This is a genomic window from Stenotrophomonas sp. 278 (assembly GCF_003935715.1).
Lineage (GTDB): Bacteria > Pseudomonadota > Gammaproteobacteria > Xanthomonadales > Xanthomonadaceae > Stenotrophomonas > Stenotrophomonas maltophilia_AH.
The window spans coordinates 14,716-31,068 of sequence record NZ_RHPP01000041.1 but is presented as its reverse complement, the minus strand read 5'-3'; the positions used below and the strand labels follow the sequence as shown (position 1 = coordinate 31,068).

At 66.3% G+C, this 16,353-nt stretch carries 17 protein-coding genes; 5 read left to right on the top strand and 12 right to left on the bottom strand.

All coding sequences use genetic code 11. The annotated features are described in order from the left end of the window. The 3 genes from EGJ34_RS09075 to EGJ34_RS09065 all read right to left on the bottom strand — a co-directional run. Positions 1-940, bottom strand: a 940-nt coding sequence (locus EGJ34_RS09075; RefSeq protein ID WP_221740398.1) for a hypothetical protein, incomplete at its 3' end; no start/stop codon positions are given. A gap of 95 nt (positions 941-1,035) precedes the next feature. Beyond that, positions 1,036-1,407, bottom strand: coding sequence for a hypothetical protein (locus EGJ34_RS09070; RefSeq protein ID WP_125360171.1), 372 nt, complete (start codon positions 1,405-1,407; stop codon positions 1,036-1,038). Then, the gene (locus EGJ34_RS09065; RefSeq protein WP_125360170.1) at positions 1,404-2,363 is read right to left on the bottom strand and encodes a hypothetical protein; all 960 of its coding nucleotides are present in this window, start codon (positions 2,361-2,363) and stop codon (positions 1,404-1,406) included. Before EGJ34_RS09065 ends, EGJ34_RS09070 begins: the two co-directional genes overlap by 4 nt. 171 nt (positions 2,364-2,534) lie before the next feature. Here EGJ34_RS09065 and prmA point away from each other — a divergent pair, with 171 nt between their 5' ends. The 3 genes from prmA to fis all read left to right on the top strand — a co-directional run bounded on the left by prmA (position 2,535) and on the right by fis (position 4,634). Beyond that, positions 2,535-3,455 carry a 50S ribosomal protein L11 methyltransferase gene (gene prmA / locus EGJ34_RS09060; RefSeq protein ID WP_125360169.1) on the top strand — a complete coding sequence of 307 codons (921 nt, stop codon included), beginning with the start codon at positions 2,535-2,537 and terminating at the stop codon, positions 3,453-3,455. A gap of 29 nt (positions 3,456-3,484) precedes the next feature. After that, the gene (locus EGJ34_RS09055) at positions 3,485-4,228 is read left to right on the top strand and encodes a DUF3426 domain-containing protein (protein WP_125360168.1); all 744 of its coding nucleotides are present in this window, start codon (positions 3,485-3,487) and stop codon (positions 4,226-4,228) included. Between the two features lie 130 nt (positions 4,229-4,358). Beyond that, positions 4,359-4,634, top strand: coding sequence for a DNA-binding transcriptional regulator Fis (gene fis, locus EGJ34_RS09050; protein WP_125360167.1), 276 nt, complete (start codon positions 4,359-4,361; stop codon positions 4,632-4,634). Between the two features lie 161 nt (positions 4,635-4,795). Here the strand turns inward: fis and EGJ34_RS09045 are convergent, their stop codons facing one another. From EGJ34_RS09045 to EGJ34_RS09020, 6 genes are read right to left on the bottom strand one after another with little or no spacing between them, the layout of a single operon-like run. Next, positions 4,796-5,773 carry a phosphatidate cytidylyltransferase gene (locus tag EGJ34_RS09045; protein WP_185750120.1) on the bottom strand — a complete coding sequence of 326 codons (978 nt, stop codon included), beginning with the start codon at positions 5,771-5,773 and terminating at the stop codon, positions 4,796-4,798. Beyond that, complete coding sequence (locus EGJ34_RS09040) at positions 5,773-6,405, bottom strand: lysophospholipid acyltransferase family protein (protein ID WP_125360165.1); 633 nt, start codon at positions 6,403-6,405, stop codon at positions 5,773-5,775. Before EGJ34_RS09040 ends, EGJ34_RS09045 begins: the two co-directional genes overlap by 1 nt. 39 nt (positions 6,406-6,444) lie before the next feature. Further along, positions 6,445-6,864 carry a hypothetical protein gene (locus tag EGJ34_RS09035; protein WP_125360164.1) on the bottom strand — a complete coding sequence of 140 codons (420 nt, stop codon included), beginning with the start codon at positions 6,862-6,864 and terminating at the stop codon, positions 6,445-6,447. After that, entirely contained in the window at positions 6,861-8,192 is a 1,332-nt protein-coding gene (locus tag EGJ34_RS09030) for a phosphatase PAP2/dual specificity phosphatase family protein (RefSeq protein WP_125360163.1), read from the bottom strand. Before EGJ34_RS09030 ends, EGJ34_RS09035 begins: the two co-directional genes overlap by 4 nt. Beyond that, the gene (locus EGJ34_RS09025) at positions 8,185-9,942 is read right to left on the bottom strand and encodes a bifunctional alpha/beta hydrolase/class I SAM-dependent methyltransferase (RefSeq protein WP_125360162.1); all 1,758 of its coding nucleotides are present in this window, start codon (positions 9,940-9,942) and stop codon (positions 8,185-8,187) included. Before EGJ34_RS09025 ends, EGJ34_RS09030 begins: the two co-directional genes overlap by 8 nt. 36 nt (positions 9,943-9,978) lie before the next feature. Further along, positions 9,979-10,587, bottom strand: a complete 609-nt coding sequence (locus EGJ34_RS09020) for a CDP-alcohol phosphatidyltransferase family protein (RefSeq protein ID WP_185750119.1) — start codon at positions 10,585-10,587, stop codon at positions 9,979-9,981. 74 nt (positions 10,588-10,661) lie between these two features. Here EGJ34_RS09020 and purH point away from each other — a divergent pair, with 74 nt between their 5' ends. Both purH and purD read left to right on the top strand, forming a co-directional pair. After that, positions 10,662-12,245 carry a bifunctional phosphoribosylaminoimidazolecarboxamide formyltransferase/IMP cyclohydrolase gene (gene purH / locus EGJ34_RS09015; RefSeq protein WP_125360160.1) on the top strand — a complete coding sequence of 528 codons (1,584 nt, stop codon included), beginning with the start codon at positions 10,662-10,664 and terminating at the stop codon, positions 12,243-12,245. Positions 12,246-12,312: 67 nt separating this feature from the next. Next, positions 12,313-13,599, top strand: a complete 1,287-nt coding sequence (gene purD / locus EGJ34_RS09010; protein WP_125360159.1) for a phosphoribosylamine--glycine ligase — start codon at positions 12,313-12,315, stop codon at positions 13,597-13,599. Between the two features lie 91 nt (positions 13,600-13,690). Here purD and rpoH read toward each other — a convergent pair whose 3' ends face one another. The 3 genes from rpoH to EGJ34_RS08995 all read right to left on the bottom strand — a co-directional run bounded on the left by rpoH (position 13,691) and on the right by EGJ34_RS08995 (position 15,529). Beyond that, on the bottom strand, positions 13,691-14,566 hold the full coding sequence (gene rpoH, locus EGJ34_RS09005; RefSeq protein ID WP_125360172.1) for an RNA polymerase sigma factor RpoH: 876 nt from the start codon (positions 14,564-14,566) through the stop codon (positions 13,691-13,693). Positions 14,567-14,882: 316 nt separating this feature from the next. Further along, positions 14,883-15,188, bottom strand: a complete 306-nt coding sequence (locus EGJ34_RS09000; protein ID WP_125360158.1) for a hypothetical protein — start codon at positions 15,186-15,188, stop codon at positions 14,883-14,885. Further along, positions 15,185-15,529, bottom strand: coding sequence for a hypothetical protein (locus tag EGJ34_RS08995; protein WP_125360157.1), 345 nt, complete (start codon positions 15,527-15,529; stop codon positions 15,185-15,187). The genes EGJ34_RS09000 and EGJ34_RS08995 overlap by 4 nt, the downstream gene beginning before the upstream one ends. Between the last annotated feature and the right edge of the window lie 824 nt (positions 15,530-16,353).

Below are 16,353 nucleotides of genomic sequence, written 5' to 3'. Positions count from 1 at the left end.
CGCGCGCGCAGCGCACCGACGCAGGTGCGGGTTCTGATGGCGTGCGCCCGGCCGCCAGTCCGTAGAGGCCGTCCTCCAGCGAAAGCTGGATCCCACCAATATGCAGGCTGCCATCGGCGTGGCGCGTGGCGGCGTAGCAGAATCCGTCTACGCGCACCGCCTGCGCCGCGGCACCGTCGCTCGATTGCATCGCAAGCAGGCCGTTGTGCTGCAGGCGCGTTACCCGCCAGCTGTCGCCCAGCGGCGGTTGTTCCGCGACCGCCCGGGCAGCGGCGTCGAACAGCGGGATCGAACTGCGTGGACGCGTGAAACAGGCGCCCAGGCGGACCGGCGCGGTGTCGGCGAGCGGCTGCAGCGGCGCGCGGGGCACCTCGGGGGCTACCTCCATACGCACCCCCGCCTGGGCGGCGACCACGTCCTCGGCCAGGCCAGGTTGCAGCGGAGCGTCTTCGACCACGTCGCCGGCGACGTCCAGCGCCGCTGCGGTGGTGCGCAGCGCCAGCAGGCCGCGCCCGCCCAGCACCGCGCCCTCGCCCATGCCGGCGAGATAATCGCCGATCTGCATCAGCGTCCGGGTACCCGAAGGCAGGGGCGGCGCGCAACGCACGCCCGCTGCGGCCAGCCGGGCGTTGTGTATTTCGGTCGCCATGGTGGTGACTGGCGCGCGCAGGAAGTGGGCGATGCCGTGCAGGACGGTGGGCGCGTTCCACACCGGACCGGTGCGCGTACAGTTGGCCGGTGCCGCCGGCAATGGCGGGCGGGTAGAGATGCGGGCCGGCGCGGGCGTGGCGTTGCTGATCGCCAGCAGGCCCAGCAACAGGTGGGCGGGAGTCGACGCCCGCCGGATCGCCAGCGGTTCAATCGGTGGGGGCGGCGCGGGAATCTCGGGACGGCGCGGGCGGGCGATCGCCTGCCGGTATTGCTGTACGGCAATGGGCATCAGGAACTTCCAGGAACAGCCAGTCGGAGCGAACGTCGATCACATCGAAGTTCGCGCCCGCTGTCCAAGGGATCATTCCTAGGCCCCCGATCAGGTCAGGGGTTGGCGTCCGCCGCCGTCACCTGGGTGTTCTTCACCGGGGCCACGCCCAGCGTGGAGGTCGGGTCGACAATCACCATGGTTTCAGTCGAGCCGTCCGGCCACACCACCTGGAAGGTGCTGCCCGCCGGGAGTGACGCAAACGGCATACCGCTTTGCGCGCGATACACCGCGGCCACCTGGCTGGCACCGGCACGGCGCACGTCTTCCTGCACCTTCACCGACGTCAGCTTCACCTTGGACAGGTTGCGGTAACGGTCGTCGTAGGTGTCGATCAACACCAGGCCCACCGCACCGGCCGAGTAAGCCACGAACAGGGCCACCCAGAACCAGAATTTTGCGCCATGCAGGAATCGACGGTAGTTCATCGCCGGTTTCTCCGCTTGATCAGTTCTTCGACCAACGTCTTCATTTTCCCCGCACCTTGCCGCGAGACCGCAGCGTCATACACGAAACCAGAAAAATCCTGTCCACTGTCCTGCGAGCAGATCCCTCCGTTCGCACAGAAATTGTTCATCAGCACACTGTCCGGGCCGCAGGCCATGCCAAGCTCGCAGGCGGCCAGACGCCAGGCCAGTTCACTGAACGGATCACCGGCCACCAGGCCCTGCAGCGCAGCGTCGCCGGCCGCACGCTGGCCCATGGCGGGCGACAGCGCCATGAACGCTTCCGGGTCGCGCGAATCAAGCACACGTTCAACCAGGTCGCGTCGATAGTCAGACGTGGGCTGCAACGGCTGACCGTCAGCCATCAGCGCCGCTTCGGCTGCCAGATTGCCTGCCTGCGCCGCCTGCAGGCGCTGGGTGAGAATCAGCCTGCGGCCCAGTCCGTCGGCGGCGACGAATCCGCCACACCGGCGCGCCACCCGCTCACGTGCCTGCACGATGGGGGCCGTGCCATTCATGCCCATGCTGCTGAGCAGGTTGTTGTCCAGCTGATAGCCGCCCGGATCCATGGCATACAGCGCGCAGTAGTCATAGACACGACTGACCATCCAGCGCGCCTCGGCATTGCCTTCCGCAGCCTGCTGGCGCAGGCGCTGCGCGTAGGCGAACAGATCGGTGTCTCCCTCGATGTCGGCGCGGATGTCCAGAGGCAGACCGGACGGCACGGCGTTCGGGCGCTCCATCTCGATCAGCTGGCGGGCCAGGTCCTGCGCGCGGAATGGCGTCCCGGTGCCCGCTGCGGGCACGTCGGTTACCGCTACCTCGGCGTGATCGGAAGGAGGAAGCGCACGCCCACCGGCGCGGTAGCCCACCACCCCCAGCAAGGCCAGGGCCGGAACCACCAGCAGCCAGGTTTTAAGGGTGGGCACAAACGTCATGTCAGAAGGGGCGAGCCCGCTTGTGGGTGACAGAAGCGCCAGTTTATCAAGCTGTCGGCGGCCTGCCTGAACATGACGAAGGCTGAATTCTCACCAAATACTGAGATCAACCGGGCAGCACACGGCGCAATCGTCTAGCATGCTCGCTTCCCCGCCGACTGCGCCCTGCCCATGCCGTATCTGGAACTCACCCTGCACTGCACCGAAGCCACCCAGCCCCGTTACGAGAACGCGCTGGATGATGTGGGCGCACTGGCGGTGACCCTCCTGGATGCCGACGCCGACACCAGCAACGAGCGCGCCATCCTGGAACCGGGCGTGGGCGAGACCCCGCTGTGGAACGATCTGGTACTGACCGCCCTGTTCCCGGCCGACACCAATGCCTTGGCGCTGCTCGCCGCGCTGGAAGCGTTCGATCCCGGTCTGCAATGGGAAAGCGCAAGCTTCCGTGCCGTGGAGGACGAGGACTGGGAACGCGCCTGGCTGGACCAGTTCCAGCCGATGGCGTTCGGCTCGCGGACCTGGATCGTGCCGTGGAACCATGAGCTGCCCGAGGCCGCACAAGGCAGCGATGCCGCAGTGGTACGACTGGACCCTGGCCTCGCCTTCGGCTCGGGGACGCACCCGACCACCGCGCTGTGCCTGCGCTGGCTGGACAGCCTGGCAGCCGAAGGCGTGCTTGCCGGCCGCACCGTGCTCGACTTCGGCTGCGGGTCGGGCATCCTGGCACTGGCCGCGCTCAAACTGGGTGCCGCCCAGGCGGTGGGTGTGGACAACGACCCTCAGGCGCTGATCGCCACCGGCGACAATGCCGAGCGCAATGGCGAACTGCACCGGATGCAGGTCCATCTGCCGGCTGACGAGCCGCAGGCGACCTACCCTGTGGTGGTCGCCAACATCCTGGCTTCCGCACTGGATGCCCTGGCCGAGGTGCTGGCTGCCCGCGTGGCACCGGGCGGGCGTATCGCACTCTCAGGCATCCTGCACGGTCAGGAAGACGAACTGCTGCAGCGTTACGCGGCGTGGTTCGACCAGCTTGAAGCGGTGCGCGAAGACGACTGGATGCGCATCACCGGCGTCCGTCGTGCTTGAATAGCAGCCTCTTCGCCCGGCCCTGACGCATGACCGAGCCAACACCGCCACCCCGCCGCCCCCTGGCCACGTTCCTGCGTGCCACGCCCGGACCTGCTGCCGCGCCTGAGCCAGCAGCCGGGTCCGCGCCGGAACAGGCAGCACACGCAACGGAAGCAGACGAGGTGGGCGAAGCGTTCTCCGCGCAGGAACCGCCGACCGAATCCATGCCCGCGGAACCGGAACCCGTTTCGGCACCGCCCTCGCCGCCGCAAGAACCTTCGGCGACCGCTCCCAGTTTTACACGCGCGCCCGTCGCTGCGCCGCGCGCGCCGCGCTGGCAATGGGGACTGGTCGGTGGGCTGGTGGCCTTGCTGGTTGTGCAGATCATGGTGGCCGACCGTGCCAACCTGGCTGCCGATGCGGGCAGCCGACCGTGGGTGGCCGGATTGTGCAGCGTACTGCGTTGCAGCCTGCCCGCCTGGCATGAGCCCACCGCTTTCAGCATGATCAGCCGTGATGTACGGCCGGTCCCCACACAGCCGGGCGCGTTGCAGGTGCAGGCCAGCTTCCGCAACGACGCACGCTGGGCGCAGGCCTGGCCGCAGCTGCGGCTGTCGCTCTCCGACGCCGATGGCCGGGTGATCGGCACCGGCGTGTTCGCGCCTCAGGACTATCTGGGACCGGGTGGCGACACGGCCTCCGTACTTGAACCGGGGCAGAGCGCACAGATCGCGTTCCGCGTGCGTGAACCCGCCGCCTCCACGGTCGCGTTCACCTTCGAGTTCCTGTAAGCGTTCACTGCTGTAACCCTTTATTGCGCGTTCCGGCATGGCGGGGGCCAGCGGCACGCGCTAGACTGGTCGCCTTCGACTTACCGTCCGGGGCTGCGGTCCGCTCCGGCATTCGCACCCGGGATCCTTCTTGAACGCAGTCTTTTCTCGTCCTGACACCAGTCGTGGCGCGGCCAAGCCACCGCTGCGCGAACACGTGGCCCAGTCGGTCCGGCGCTACCTGCGCGACCTGGATGGCTGCGATGCGGACGATGTGTACGAGATCGTCCTGCGCGAGATGGAAATTCCGCTGTTCGTGGAAGTGCTGAACCACTGCGAAGGCAACCAGAGCCGCGCCGCGGCCATGCTGGGCATTCACCGCGCCACACTGCGCAAGAAGCTCAAGGAATACGGCATCGCGACCTGATGCCCGCGTACCGACCAACGGTCGGTACCTACCGGTCGTACCGGTCAATGCATGCTGGTAGGTGCCGACCGGTCGTATCGGTCCATGCATGCTGGTAGGTGCCGACCGGTCGTATCGGTCCATGCATGCTGGTAGGTGCCGACCGTTGGTCGGCACGCCGTTCAACCCCAGAAATACCTCACCAGGTGGAAGAACACCGGTGCGGCAAAGCACACCGAATCCAAGCGGTCGAGCATGCCGCCATGGCCCTCGATCATGTGGCCCCAGTCCTTGATGCCGCGATCGCGCTTGATCGCCGACATCACCAGGCCACCCCAGAAGCCCATCAGGTTGATCGCCAGCGACATGCCGAACGCCTGCCAGGGGGTGAACGGGGTCAGCCACCACAGCGCCGCGCCCAGCGCACTGGCCGACAGCACACCGCCGACAAAGCCCTCCACCGTCTTGGACGGTGACAGCTTCGGTGCGATCAGGTGCCGGCCCAGCAGCTTGCCCCAGATGTACTGCAGCACGTCGGAGGACTGCACCACGATCACGAGGAAGGCGAACAGCAGCAGGTTGCGCGCCGGCTCCACGCCATCCAGCCGCAGGTTCAGCAGCGCCGGCACGTGCGAAATGCAGAACACGCAGATCATCAGGCCCCACTGCACCTTCGACGTGCGCTCCAGGTAGTGGGTAGTGTCACCGCCGATGGTCGCCAGGATGGGCAGGAACAGGAACGCGTAGACCGGAATGAGCAGCGTGTACATGCCGTACCAGTCTGTCCACACCAGCCAGTACTGCCACGGCAGCACCACGTAGAACGCGGCCAGCAGCGCGTAGTAGTCGCCCGCCCGGGTCGGGGTGAGGGTGATGAACTCGCGCAGCGCGAACAGCGACACAATCGCGAAGAGCACGATCACGCCGGTGCGGCCGAAGAAGAACGCCAGCGCGACCACCGCCGCCATCACCCACCACGCGCGGATGCGCGATACCAGGTTTGCCACCACGCTGCTGGGCGCATGCCGGGTCCGCCAGCGCAGCGTCTCGGCGATTACCGTGGCCACCACCAGCACGGCGGCAATACCGGCAAACAGCAGCCGGGTCTGCGCATGGGTGGAGAGCTGTGCGATCTGTGCGGCAAGGTTCTGCAACGCGATCATGAGCCGCTCCGTGCCTGCTGCGGATCCAGCGCCAGCAAGGCATCGCGGGCGCGATCAAGGAACTGCTGCTTGTCCTCGCCCGCGTTCAATCGCAGCGGTTCGCCGAAGGTGGTAGTGCATAGCAGCGGCAGCGGCAGCCAACGCCCCTTCGGCATCACCCGCTTGAGGTTGTCGATCCACACAGGCACGAACTCCAGTTCAGGCCGCTGCCGTGCCAGGTGGTAGATGCCGCTCTTGAAGGGAAGCACCCCCTCTTCAGGGTTGCGCGTCCCTTCTGGAAACAGGATCAATGAATTGCCCTCGTCCACCGCCTGGCACAGGCATGCGATCGGATCGTGCTGCCGCGCCGTGCGTTCACGCTCGATCAGAACGCCGTTGAACACCGCGTGGATCAGGTAACGCCGCAGGCCGTCGCGCTGCCAGTATTCGGCGGCCGCCACGGGACGCACCTGCCGGCGCAGCTGCACCGGCAGCGACGACCAGATCAGCACGAAATCGCCGTGGCTGGCGTGGTTGCCGTAGTAAACGCGGTGATCGCTGGAGGGCGCGCAACCCTGCCACAGCGCCCGTGCTCCGGTCAGGGTGCGGATCGCACCACTACAGCCACGTGCCACCACATCAGCCAGCATCGGTGATCTCCCGCATGTATCGGTTCTCCTTGTCCCACGTCATCCGCGCAGCCAGAACGCGCAGAGCAGCAGCAGCACCTGCACCATCAGCGCGATGCATTGGCCACGCAGCAGCCCGCGCATGCCCCGCCAGCGATCCGCCCAGCTGCGCTGAATCTGTGTTTTCTCGCGCAGCCCCAGCGCGGCCAGTGCCGCGTCCAGGCGCGCCGCGTCGTCATGTTGGCCGGTGGCAGCAAAGCCCTCCAGCAGTGCGTGATCGAAATTGACGCGGACCGCGTAGCCGGCCTGCACCACGCCGGCCATCAGGGAAAACAATGCCGCTGCGCTGGCCAGCGTCGTCAGCGGCCCCAGGCACAGCAGGGCCAGTCCGGCAGCCGCGCACAGCCAGGCCACCGACGCCAACCCACGACCCTGTCGAAGGACAGCGGCCATGGTGCGGATCTGCATCATGTCGCTCATGCATTCACCTGGAGTGTCCCCTGCGACTCAGGCAGGAGCAGCGCCTGCTCGATGGCGTAACGATGACGCGGTGCCAGCACGATCCACGGGCAATCCTGGGCCAGCAGCGCCACCGCCTTGTCGGCGCTTTCAGCGCGCCCGCTCAGGCACAGCCAGGTCGCCAGCGCCGCCGCGCTGCGTGAGTAGCCCAGCGCGCAGCACACCAGTACGCTGCCGCGGCGATGACCATGTGCAATGGCCTCTGCGGCCCGGCGCAGCACTTCAGGACTGGGCGTCGCCAGATCCAGCATCGGCACCTGACGGTAATGCCGGACCCGCCCGCGGAACGGCAGTTCAGCGCAGACGTCCACCACGGTCACCGGCTGCAATGCGGCACCTGCTTCCGGCAGGCGACCAAGCCAGACCCCTTCAACCACCTGCTGCGGATGCGGGGCGCGCCGCGTCCACCAGCGTGAATTGCACCATGCCGCCAGCAGATACGGGGCCAGCAGCCAGCAGGCGGCCATGCTCAGGCGGCCATCTTCCTGCTTCTGGAACACCGCCGTACCGAAGCCGGCATACGCCAACGTCACCAGTGCCAGCGACAGCGCCGGCCACCCCAGCCACAGCGCCCAGCCGCCCAGCTGCAGTGCCAGCGCGGCACAGCCCGCACTACCGAGTGCGTACAGCGCTGCCAGCTTCCAACGTACCGGGTCGCGCGCGGTCCGCCACGCTGCCAGCGGCGAGCGCGCTTCAATCGGCCACAACCAGACGCAAAGCCACCCCACCGCCACGCCGGTGGGTACGTCGATGAAATGGTGCTGCCAGGTGGTGAGCACCGACAGTCCGATCAGGCCGAACCACACGTGCAGCGCCGCGCGCCACCCTCCCTGCAGGTGCTGCTGGTAGCGTACCCACAGCACCACCAGCAGCACGATGTGCAGCGAGGGAGCCTGGTTGAACGGTTTGTCGAAGCCCAGCAGCACATCGAACAGCCAGCCGAATACCCCGCCGGTCTCCGGCCGTTCCAGGCTGAAGCGCAGCGGCCACAGCAGGAAACACGTCACCGACAGCAACTGCGCGGTCAACAGCCGACGCGCGTGTGCATCCAGCTCGGCGCGGTACGTACAGATGAAGAAGGACGCCACGTAGAACAGGTCGATCGACCAGTACGGCACGATGGTCCAGGCCTGGAACGGGATGCGCGCTTCCCAGTTGAATACGATCGATGGCACGAACGCCTGCAGCGAGGCCAGGTGATTGGCAAAGCCGTAGCTGAGGAAGAAGAACGGCCCCAGCAGTGCCAGCCACAGCAGCGCGCGTCGCCACGGGCGGATGCCCTCAGCCATGGGCCACCCGTCGCGCCAGTGATACGGTGAAGATGCCGAACGCATCAATGCGCTGCTCGACCTTCTCAAACCCGGCCAGCCGGACCAGCTCATCCATCTCCTGCTGGGTGCGTCGGCGCATCACCCACGCCGCGCCTTCGCGGTGGCTGGTGAGCGCGCGGGCGATGAACTCCAGCTGCGGGTGCCAGGGCTGCCCGGTATAGACCAGATAGCCACCCTCGCGCATCGCCGCAGCGATGCCCTGCAGGGAGCGCGACACGGCGTCGTTGTCGGCGAACAGCTCGTACAGGCCCGACACGATCGACAGCGTCGGTGCCACCGGCAACGCGGCGAGCGACGGCGCGTCGAACGCATCGCCCTGCTCGAACGTGGCGATGTCCTCTGCGTTGAACTGCCGGATCAAAGCCCTGCCCTGCTCGACATTGAGCGGACTGAAGTCACGGAGCTGGATGGAATCTGCACGCTGCCCGCCTTGCGCCAGGTCATCGAGCGCGTAGCGGCCGTGCCCGGCGGCCACGTCCAGCACCCGCACCGGCTGTCCTGCGGCGCGCAGGCGCTGTGCTCCGGACTGCAGCAGTTCGCGCACGTGGCTGCGTCGGATCCGGATGCCGCGCCAGCCGATCGCATCCAGATAACTGCGGTCGACCAGCCGGCCCAGCGGCCCCCGGCCGCGCGCCTCGTTGCGATAGATGTAATCCAGCGTGCTGCCCGAATCGAATCCGGTCTGCAGTCCCAACGCGATGCCTTCGGAGAGCTTGCCGCCGAAGCGCAGCCCCGTACGGGTGAAGCGCCAGTACAGGTCCTGCACGCTGTTGCGCTGCGGCGGCCAAGCCAGCACTTCGGCCTCGTTGAAGGTCGGCCCCTGGCGATGCGCGTCGCGCAGGCTGGGGCGTACCGCGGGCACTGCAAAGCGCTCTTTGAGGAAGCGGCGGATGGCGGCAATGGCGGGTGCGCGGTCGCGCTCTCCCAACGTGTCGTGGAAGAAGCCGGGCAGCAGATGACGCTCCTTCACCGGGCTGGACAGACGCTCGTAGAACCGGTCCTGCGGTGCGCGATGCACCACGAAATCCGAACCGGACACCAGCAGCTGGGTCGGCACGGTGATGGCCTGTGCGTCTCCGACCACGCGTTCGGCCGCCTCGTACAGCCCCAGCAGCACGCGCACCGAGATCGGCCGGGTGATCAGCGGGTCGCTGCGGTAGCTCTCGACGCGTGCCGGATCATGGGTCAACCACTGTGGTCTGACGTAGCTGTTGACGAAGAAGTTGCCGCGCAGCTTCTGCATCAGCTTCAGGCCCGGCACTGCCAGTGGCACGTACAGCTTCACCTTGAATGCCGGCGACGCCAGCACCAGCGCCCGCAGCGGCGGCGCGTAGTCGTGCACCCAGGTAGCTGCCACCACGGCACCGACGCTCTGCGCGACGATGGCGATGTCCTGCACTGCGATGCCATGCTGCTGGCCGATCAGCGCAATGAAGCGATCCAGGTCGCGCACCAGTGCGTCAAAACCGGGCGCATCGCCACGTACGCCGGGCGAACGGCCATTGCCGCGGGCATCCCAGGCGAACACGGCCGCATCCGGCATGTCCAGCTCATCGACCAGGTGGACCACCCGGCCCGAGTGCTCGTGGCCGCGGTGCAGCAGGACGACCGCTTTGGCCGTGGCTGTGCCTGTAGCAGCCGGCCAGTACCGGTAAAACAGTTCCTGGCCATCAAAACTGTGAAACGTCAGCTGTTGCTCTTCGCGCATGCATCACTCCGTTGTGCAGCCAGCGGTGCCGGCCAATCAGCCCGCTTCCGCCAATCCATTGCGTACCCGTCGCCAGGTGGTCAGCGCACACAGTGCGGCTGCCGCCCAGGCCACATGGCCCACCCAGGTCCCTTCCAGCCAACCGAAGGCCAGGGCACATCCTGTCACGCCCACTACAAAAGCACGATCACTCTTGCCCATCGGGCCATCGTAGCGTCGGCTGGCCCCCGCCATCAGCCCCAGCACCCCGGCGTACTCGCAGACCGCCGCTGACCAGGTCAGGGTCCACAGCGCGGTGGCCGACACGCCCGGTACGCTGAGCAGGCTGAGGTACAAGGCGGCGTCGGCGATGACGTCGCACAGCTCGTTGAGATAGGCCCCCAGCCGGGACTGCTGGCCGAACTCGCGCGCCAGCATGCCGTCCACGGCGTTCAGCGCCATGCGCAGCAGCATCCAGCCCGGGAGCAGCAGGTACAGCAGCGGCTGCCCCGGACCCCAGACGTAAACGGCACAGGCCGCGCCCAGCGAAACCAGCGCGGCGGCCACGGTCACCGCGTTGGCGGTAACGCCCGCCCGGTACAGCGCCCCGACAGCCGGCCGCAGCAGGGCCTGGAAGCGTCCTTTCAAAGCGTATATCGACACGATTCCTTTCCTGCGGTCGAAGGCGGATGCCGCACAGCCTACAATATGCACCCGCTCCGCTTCGAACTGCCGCCCCCATGAGTTCCGATCTGCTGCCCGTGCGCCGGGCCCTGCTCTCCGTTTCCGACAAGACCGGCCTGATCGACCTGGCCCGTGCCCTGGCCGCCCGCAACGTGGAACTGCTGTCCACTGGCGGCACCGCCAAGGCGATCCGCGACGCCGGCCTGCCGGTCAAGGACGTGGCCGATGTCACCGGCTTCCCGGAAATGATGGACGGCCGGGTCAAGACCCTGCACCCGGTGGTGCACGGCGGCCTGCTTGGCCGTGCCGGCCAGGACGAGGCGGTGATGGCCGAGCATGGCATCGCTCCGATCGACCTGCTGGTACTGAACCTGTACCCGTTCGAGTCGGTCACCGCCAAGGCCGACTGCACCCTCGCCGACGCCGTTGAGAACATCGACATCGGTGGCCCGGCCATGCTGCGCTCGGCAGCCAAGAACTTCGCCCGGGTCGCCGTGGCCACCGACCCGGCCCAGTACGCCGAGCTGCTGGCCGAGCTGGACGCCAACGACGGTCAGCTCTCGGCCGCCAAGCGCTTTGCGTTCTCGGTCGCCGCGTTCAATCGCGTGGCCCAGTACGACGCCGCGATCAGCAACTACCTGTCCTCGGTGACCGCCACCGACGCCGCCGTGCCGCTGCGCACCGAGTTCCCTGCGCAGATGAATTCCAACTTCCTCAAGGTGATGGACCTGCGCTATGGCGAGAATCCGCACCAGGCTGGCGCGTTCTACCGCGACCTGTACCCGGTGCCGGGCACCCTGGCGACGTTCCAGCAGCTGCAGGGCAAGGAACTGAGCTACAACAACCTGGCCGACGCCGATGCCGCATGGGAATGCGTGCGTCAGTTCGACGCCCCGGCCTGCGTCATCGTCAAGCATGCCAATCCGTGCGGCGTGGCGGTGGGCGTGGCCAACGGCGATGCCTATGAGCTGGCCTACGCCACCGACCCCACCAGCGCCTTCGGCGGCATCATCGCTTTCAACAAGCCGCTGGATGCGGCCACCGCGCAGGCCATCCTGGACCGCCAGTTCGTTGAAGTGCTGATCGCTCCGGACTACGAACCGGCCGCGCTGGAATACGCGCAGAAGAAGGCCAACGTGCGCGTGCTGCGCATTCCGCACGGCGACGGGCGCAACAACTACGACACCAAGCGCATCGGCTCGGGCCTGCTGGTGCAGAGCGCCGACAACCGCGGCATGAGCCGTGACGAGCTGAAGGTGGTGAGCAAGCTGGCTCCGACCGAGAAGCAGTTCACTGACCTGCTGTTTGCCTGGAACGTGGCCAAGTTCGTGAAGTCGAACGCCATTGTGTACGCCAAGGACAACCGCACCATCGGCGTCGGTGCCGGCCAGATGAGCCGCGTGTATTCGGCGCGCATTGCCGGGATCAAGGCCGGTGATGCGAATCTGGTGGTGGAAGGCTCGGTGATGGCGTCTGATGCGTTCTTCCCGTTCCGCGACGGTATCGATGCAGCGGCAGCGGCCGGCATCAAGGCGGTGATCCAGCCGGGTGGCTCGATGCGCGACGCTGAGGTGATTGCGGCGGCGGATGAGCATGGGATTGCGATGGTGTTCACCGGCGTGCGTCATTTCCGGCATTGATGAGCCAGCGGGGACCGGGCGATAGCGGTCCCCGTTCTTCTTTCTTTCCTTTGTTGCGAGAACTGCCTTGAAAATCCTCGTCATCGGCTCTGGCGGCCGTGAACATGCCCTTGCCTGGAAGCTGGCCCAGTCCGCCCGCGTCAGCGAAGTGCTGGTGGCTCCCGGCAACGCCGGCACCGCAACCGAAGCCAAGTGCCGCAATGTGGCCGTCAAGGTCACCGATCTGGACGGCCTGCTGGCGTTGGTGCAAGCGGAAGGCGTCGAGCTGACCGTGGTGGGCCCGGAAGTGCCGCTGGTCGCCGGCGTGGTGGATCGCTTCCGCGCTGCGGGCCACCGCATCTTCGGGCCGACCGCGAAGGCCGCGCAGCTGGAAGGCAGCAAGGCCTACGCCAAGGACTTCCTGGCCCGCCACAACATCCCGACCGCCTTCTACGCCGTCCACACCGACGTGGACGCCGCGCTGCAGTACGTGCGTGAGAAGGGCGCGCCGATCGTGATCAAGGCCGACGGCCTCGCCGCCGGCAAGGGCGTAATCGTGGCGATGACGCTGGACGAAGCCGAAGCGGCGGTGCGCGACATGCTGTCGGGCAATGCCTTCGGCGACGCCGGTGCGCGCGTGGTGATCGAGGAGTTCCTGGACGGCGAAGAAGCCAGTTTCATCTCGATGGTCGACGGCAGGACCGCGCTCCCGATGGCGACCTCGCAGGACCACAAGCGCGTCGGCGACGGCGACACCGGTCCGAACACCGGCGGCATGGGCGCTTACTCCCCCGCCCCGGTGGTCACCGACGAAGTGCATGCGCGCGTGATGCGCGAAGTGGTGAACCCCACCGTGCAGGGCATGATTGCCGACGGCATTCCGTTCACCGGCTTCCTGTATGCCGGACTGATGATCGACGCCAGCGGCGCGCCGAAGGTGATCGAGTTCAACGTCCGCTTCGGCGACCCGGAAACCCAGCCGGTGATGCTGCGCCTGCAATCGGATCTGGTGGATCTGGTCGAAGCCGCGATCGATGAGCGCCTGCATGAGACGCAGGCCCAGTGGGACCCGCGCCCGTCGCTGGGCGTGGTGATGGCGGCTTCGCCGTATCCGGAAACCCCGATCACCGGTGATGTGATCAGCGGTCTGGATCAGGTGCCGGCCAGCGCCAAGGTCTTCCATGCCGGCACCACGCTGGACGCGCAGGGCCAGGTGCTCAGCGCCGGTGGCCGCGTGCTGTGTGTGGCGGCGCTGGGTAACAGCGTGGGTGAAGCGCAGGCGAACGCGTATGCCGGTGTGGCCAGGGTCACCTGGGAACACGAGTTCCATCGTGGGGATATTGGTTGGCGGGCGATTGCACGCGAGCAGGCGTAACCGGTAGGTGCCGACCGTTGGTCGGCACACCCTCGCACACAACAAAAAACCCGGCGCTGCCGGGTTTTTTGTTTGATGCCTTGCCGCAAAGTCAGGCTGCGAACAACGCCTTCATCTTCTTCAGGGCGTTGGCTTCCACCTGACGGATGCGTTCGGCGGAGACGCCGTACTCATCGGCCAGTTCCTGCAGGGTGACCTTGCTGTCGGCGTCCAGCCAGCGGCGACGGATGATGTCGCGCGAGCGGGCGTCCAGCTCGGCCAGACCTTCGCGCAGCAGCTGCAGCTGGTTGTCTTCGCTGTCAGCACGCTCGTAGGCCATCGACGGGTCTTCATCGTTGGCAACCAGGAACGCAGCCGGCGACGGCGGCGCGTTGTCGTTGTCTTCGTCGGTCGGTGCGTCGAAACCGATGTCGCGACCGGACAGGCGCGATTCCATTTCCAGCACTTCACGTTCGGAGACGTTGAGGTCCTTGGCCACAGCGCTGACTTCGGCCGCGTTCATCCACCCCAGGCGGGTCTTGGACTTGCGCAGGTTGAAGAACAGCTTGCGCTGCGCCTTGGTGGTGGCGACCTTCACGATGCGCCAGTTCTTCAGGATGAACTCGTGCATTTCGGCACGGATCCAGTGCACCGCGAAGGAAACCAGGCGAACGCCCATGTCCGGGTCGAAGCGCTTCACCGCCTTCATCAGGCCGATGTTGCCTTCCTGGATGAGGTCGCCCAAGGCGAGGCCGTAGCCGTTGTAGCCACGGGCCACGTGCACTACGAAACGCAGGTGGGAATGGACCAGCTCGCGCGCGGCGTCCAGATCCTGCTCGTCGCGGAAGCGACGGGCCAGATCCTGCTCGTCATCGACCGACAGCACCGGAATCTGGTGCACGGCACCGATGTAGGCGTCCAGCGAACCGAGCGCACTGGGAATCGGGAGATTGTTTGCCACAAGGGCAGTAGAGGTGTTCTGGCTCATGGTCGTCATTTTAGCAGTCCGGTATTTGGACTGCTGGGGGGTTAAAAAGTTCCAGTGTTCCGCAGGCGAAACGCTGGCTCAGATCACCCGTCTAACGTACAGGGAAATGGTGACAGTGGCGAGTGGGCAGCACTCTATATTAAACGTATATTTTTCAACAACATAGGGACGAAAGCGTCATGGGTGCGTCGTTTTGGGCCGGATAATCCCAACCGGCCCACCCCATTCAGGATGAAAACGTTGCCAGTGATTCAGGCCGGGACGGCGGGTGGGACCGATTTGAGGGGGGACGGGCACGGCCCGTCCCTACCCTTGGTTACCGGCGGCCGAACTTCGGGCTGGCCCAGCCCTCGCGCCGCGCCCGGTCCACTTCGTCCTCTTCGCCGTGCGCCGGCTCAGTCAACGGCTTGGTCGCCTTGCTGGTCGCCATGGCCGCCTTGTTGACCGTGTTGCTCCACACGGTGAGGTCGACGACGTGCGGGTCGTTCTCATAGGCGATCAGGCGATCCACCAGCAGCCGCACCAGATCGGGGGCGTGGTATTTGCGACGCTTGGCGATGCCTTTGAGGCGGCAGCGCATTTCGTCTTCCATCTTGAACTTGAACCACTTCGGATTTTTCATCGACGGTTCCTCAGATGGGGTGGGATGTGGCTGTACGGCAGCACTTCGGTGTAGCGCACGGTGCGGTCCAGAATTTTGGGGACGTGCAGGGCTACGGGACCATGCGGACCGATCACGCGGTAGAGCAGGAAACCCTCGCCGTATTCGGTACGGATGCGGGTGCCGGAGCCCATGCCGACTTCGCTGAGCCAATGGCCGCGTGACATGAAGAAAGGTGTGGTGGGATCGTCGTAGATGTCCCAGGGGATGCCGTGGCCGGCAGTGGGGGCGACGTTTTCGTGTTGGGGTTCGGGATGTGCGGATGATTCAACTGCTGGGGTCTTTGCCCTTCGCGTCTGCATCGTATGTCCTCGACAGCTGTGTGCCCCCTCGCCGGCTGGCGAGGGGAGGTCGGGAGGCTAGAAGCCGTACGAAACAGACGGTGGGCATATTTCCCCGGAGGAGGGTGTTGTATTAGCCACCCTCCCGACCAGGCACGTTTGAACACTACAGGTTTCGTAGGAGCTTCTAGACTCCGTCCGCGCACCATGCCCCTCTGAAAATCGCAAAGAAATAGGCAAAAACGACGTGTTTCAATGAATTTCGATGTCAATACAACTTGATGGCGCATCCGCCCCGTTGTGGTGAGAACTGCGTTCCAGTATTGAAGAAATCAATCGCCGCAGATGCCCGTTTCGCGTCCGCATGGTTCGGCGTCCGAACGTTGCGCACGATGCCGGACGTGCCGGGTGCGTCAATCCGCGCACGGTGCGCCGTTGCGCCATGTATCCGAAGCCCCGCCGGGCGAGCGCCCGGCGAACAGCGCGATCGTCCTGTGCACGTAACAATTCGTAGGTACCACGCCATGCGTGGTACCCGCGCGCAGCGCGGCACAAGCATCCGAAGACCGCATCCACCACGTTGCGATCCACGAACCAACGTTTAGAGGTGGCCGAAGACGTGTTCCAGGCGTTCATGACGCCGGAACGAAGAGCAGCCACGCAGGGCGTGGCTCTACGGGTTGCATGATTCCCGCAGGTACCACGCCATGCGTGGTACCGGAATGCATCCGAAGCCCCGCCGGGCGCGCGCCCGGCGAACAACGCGATCGTCCTGTGCACGTAACAATTCGTAGGTACCACGCCATGCGTGGTACCCGCGCGCAGCGCGGCACCAGCATCCGAAG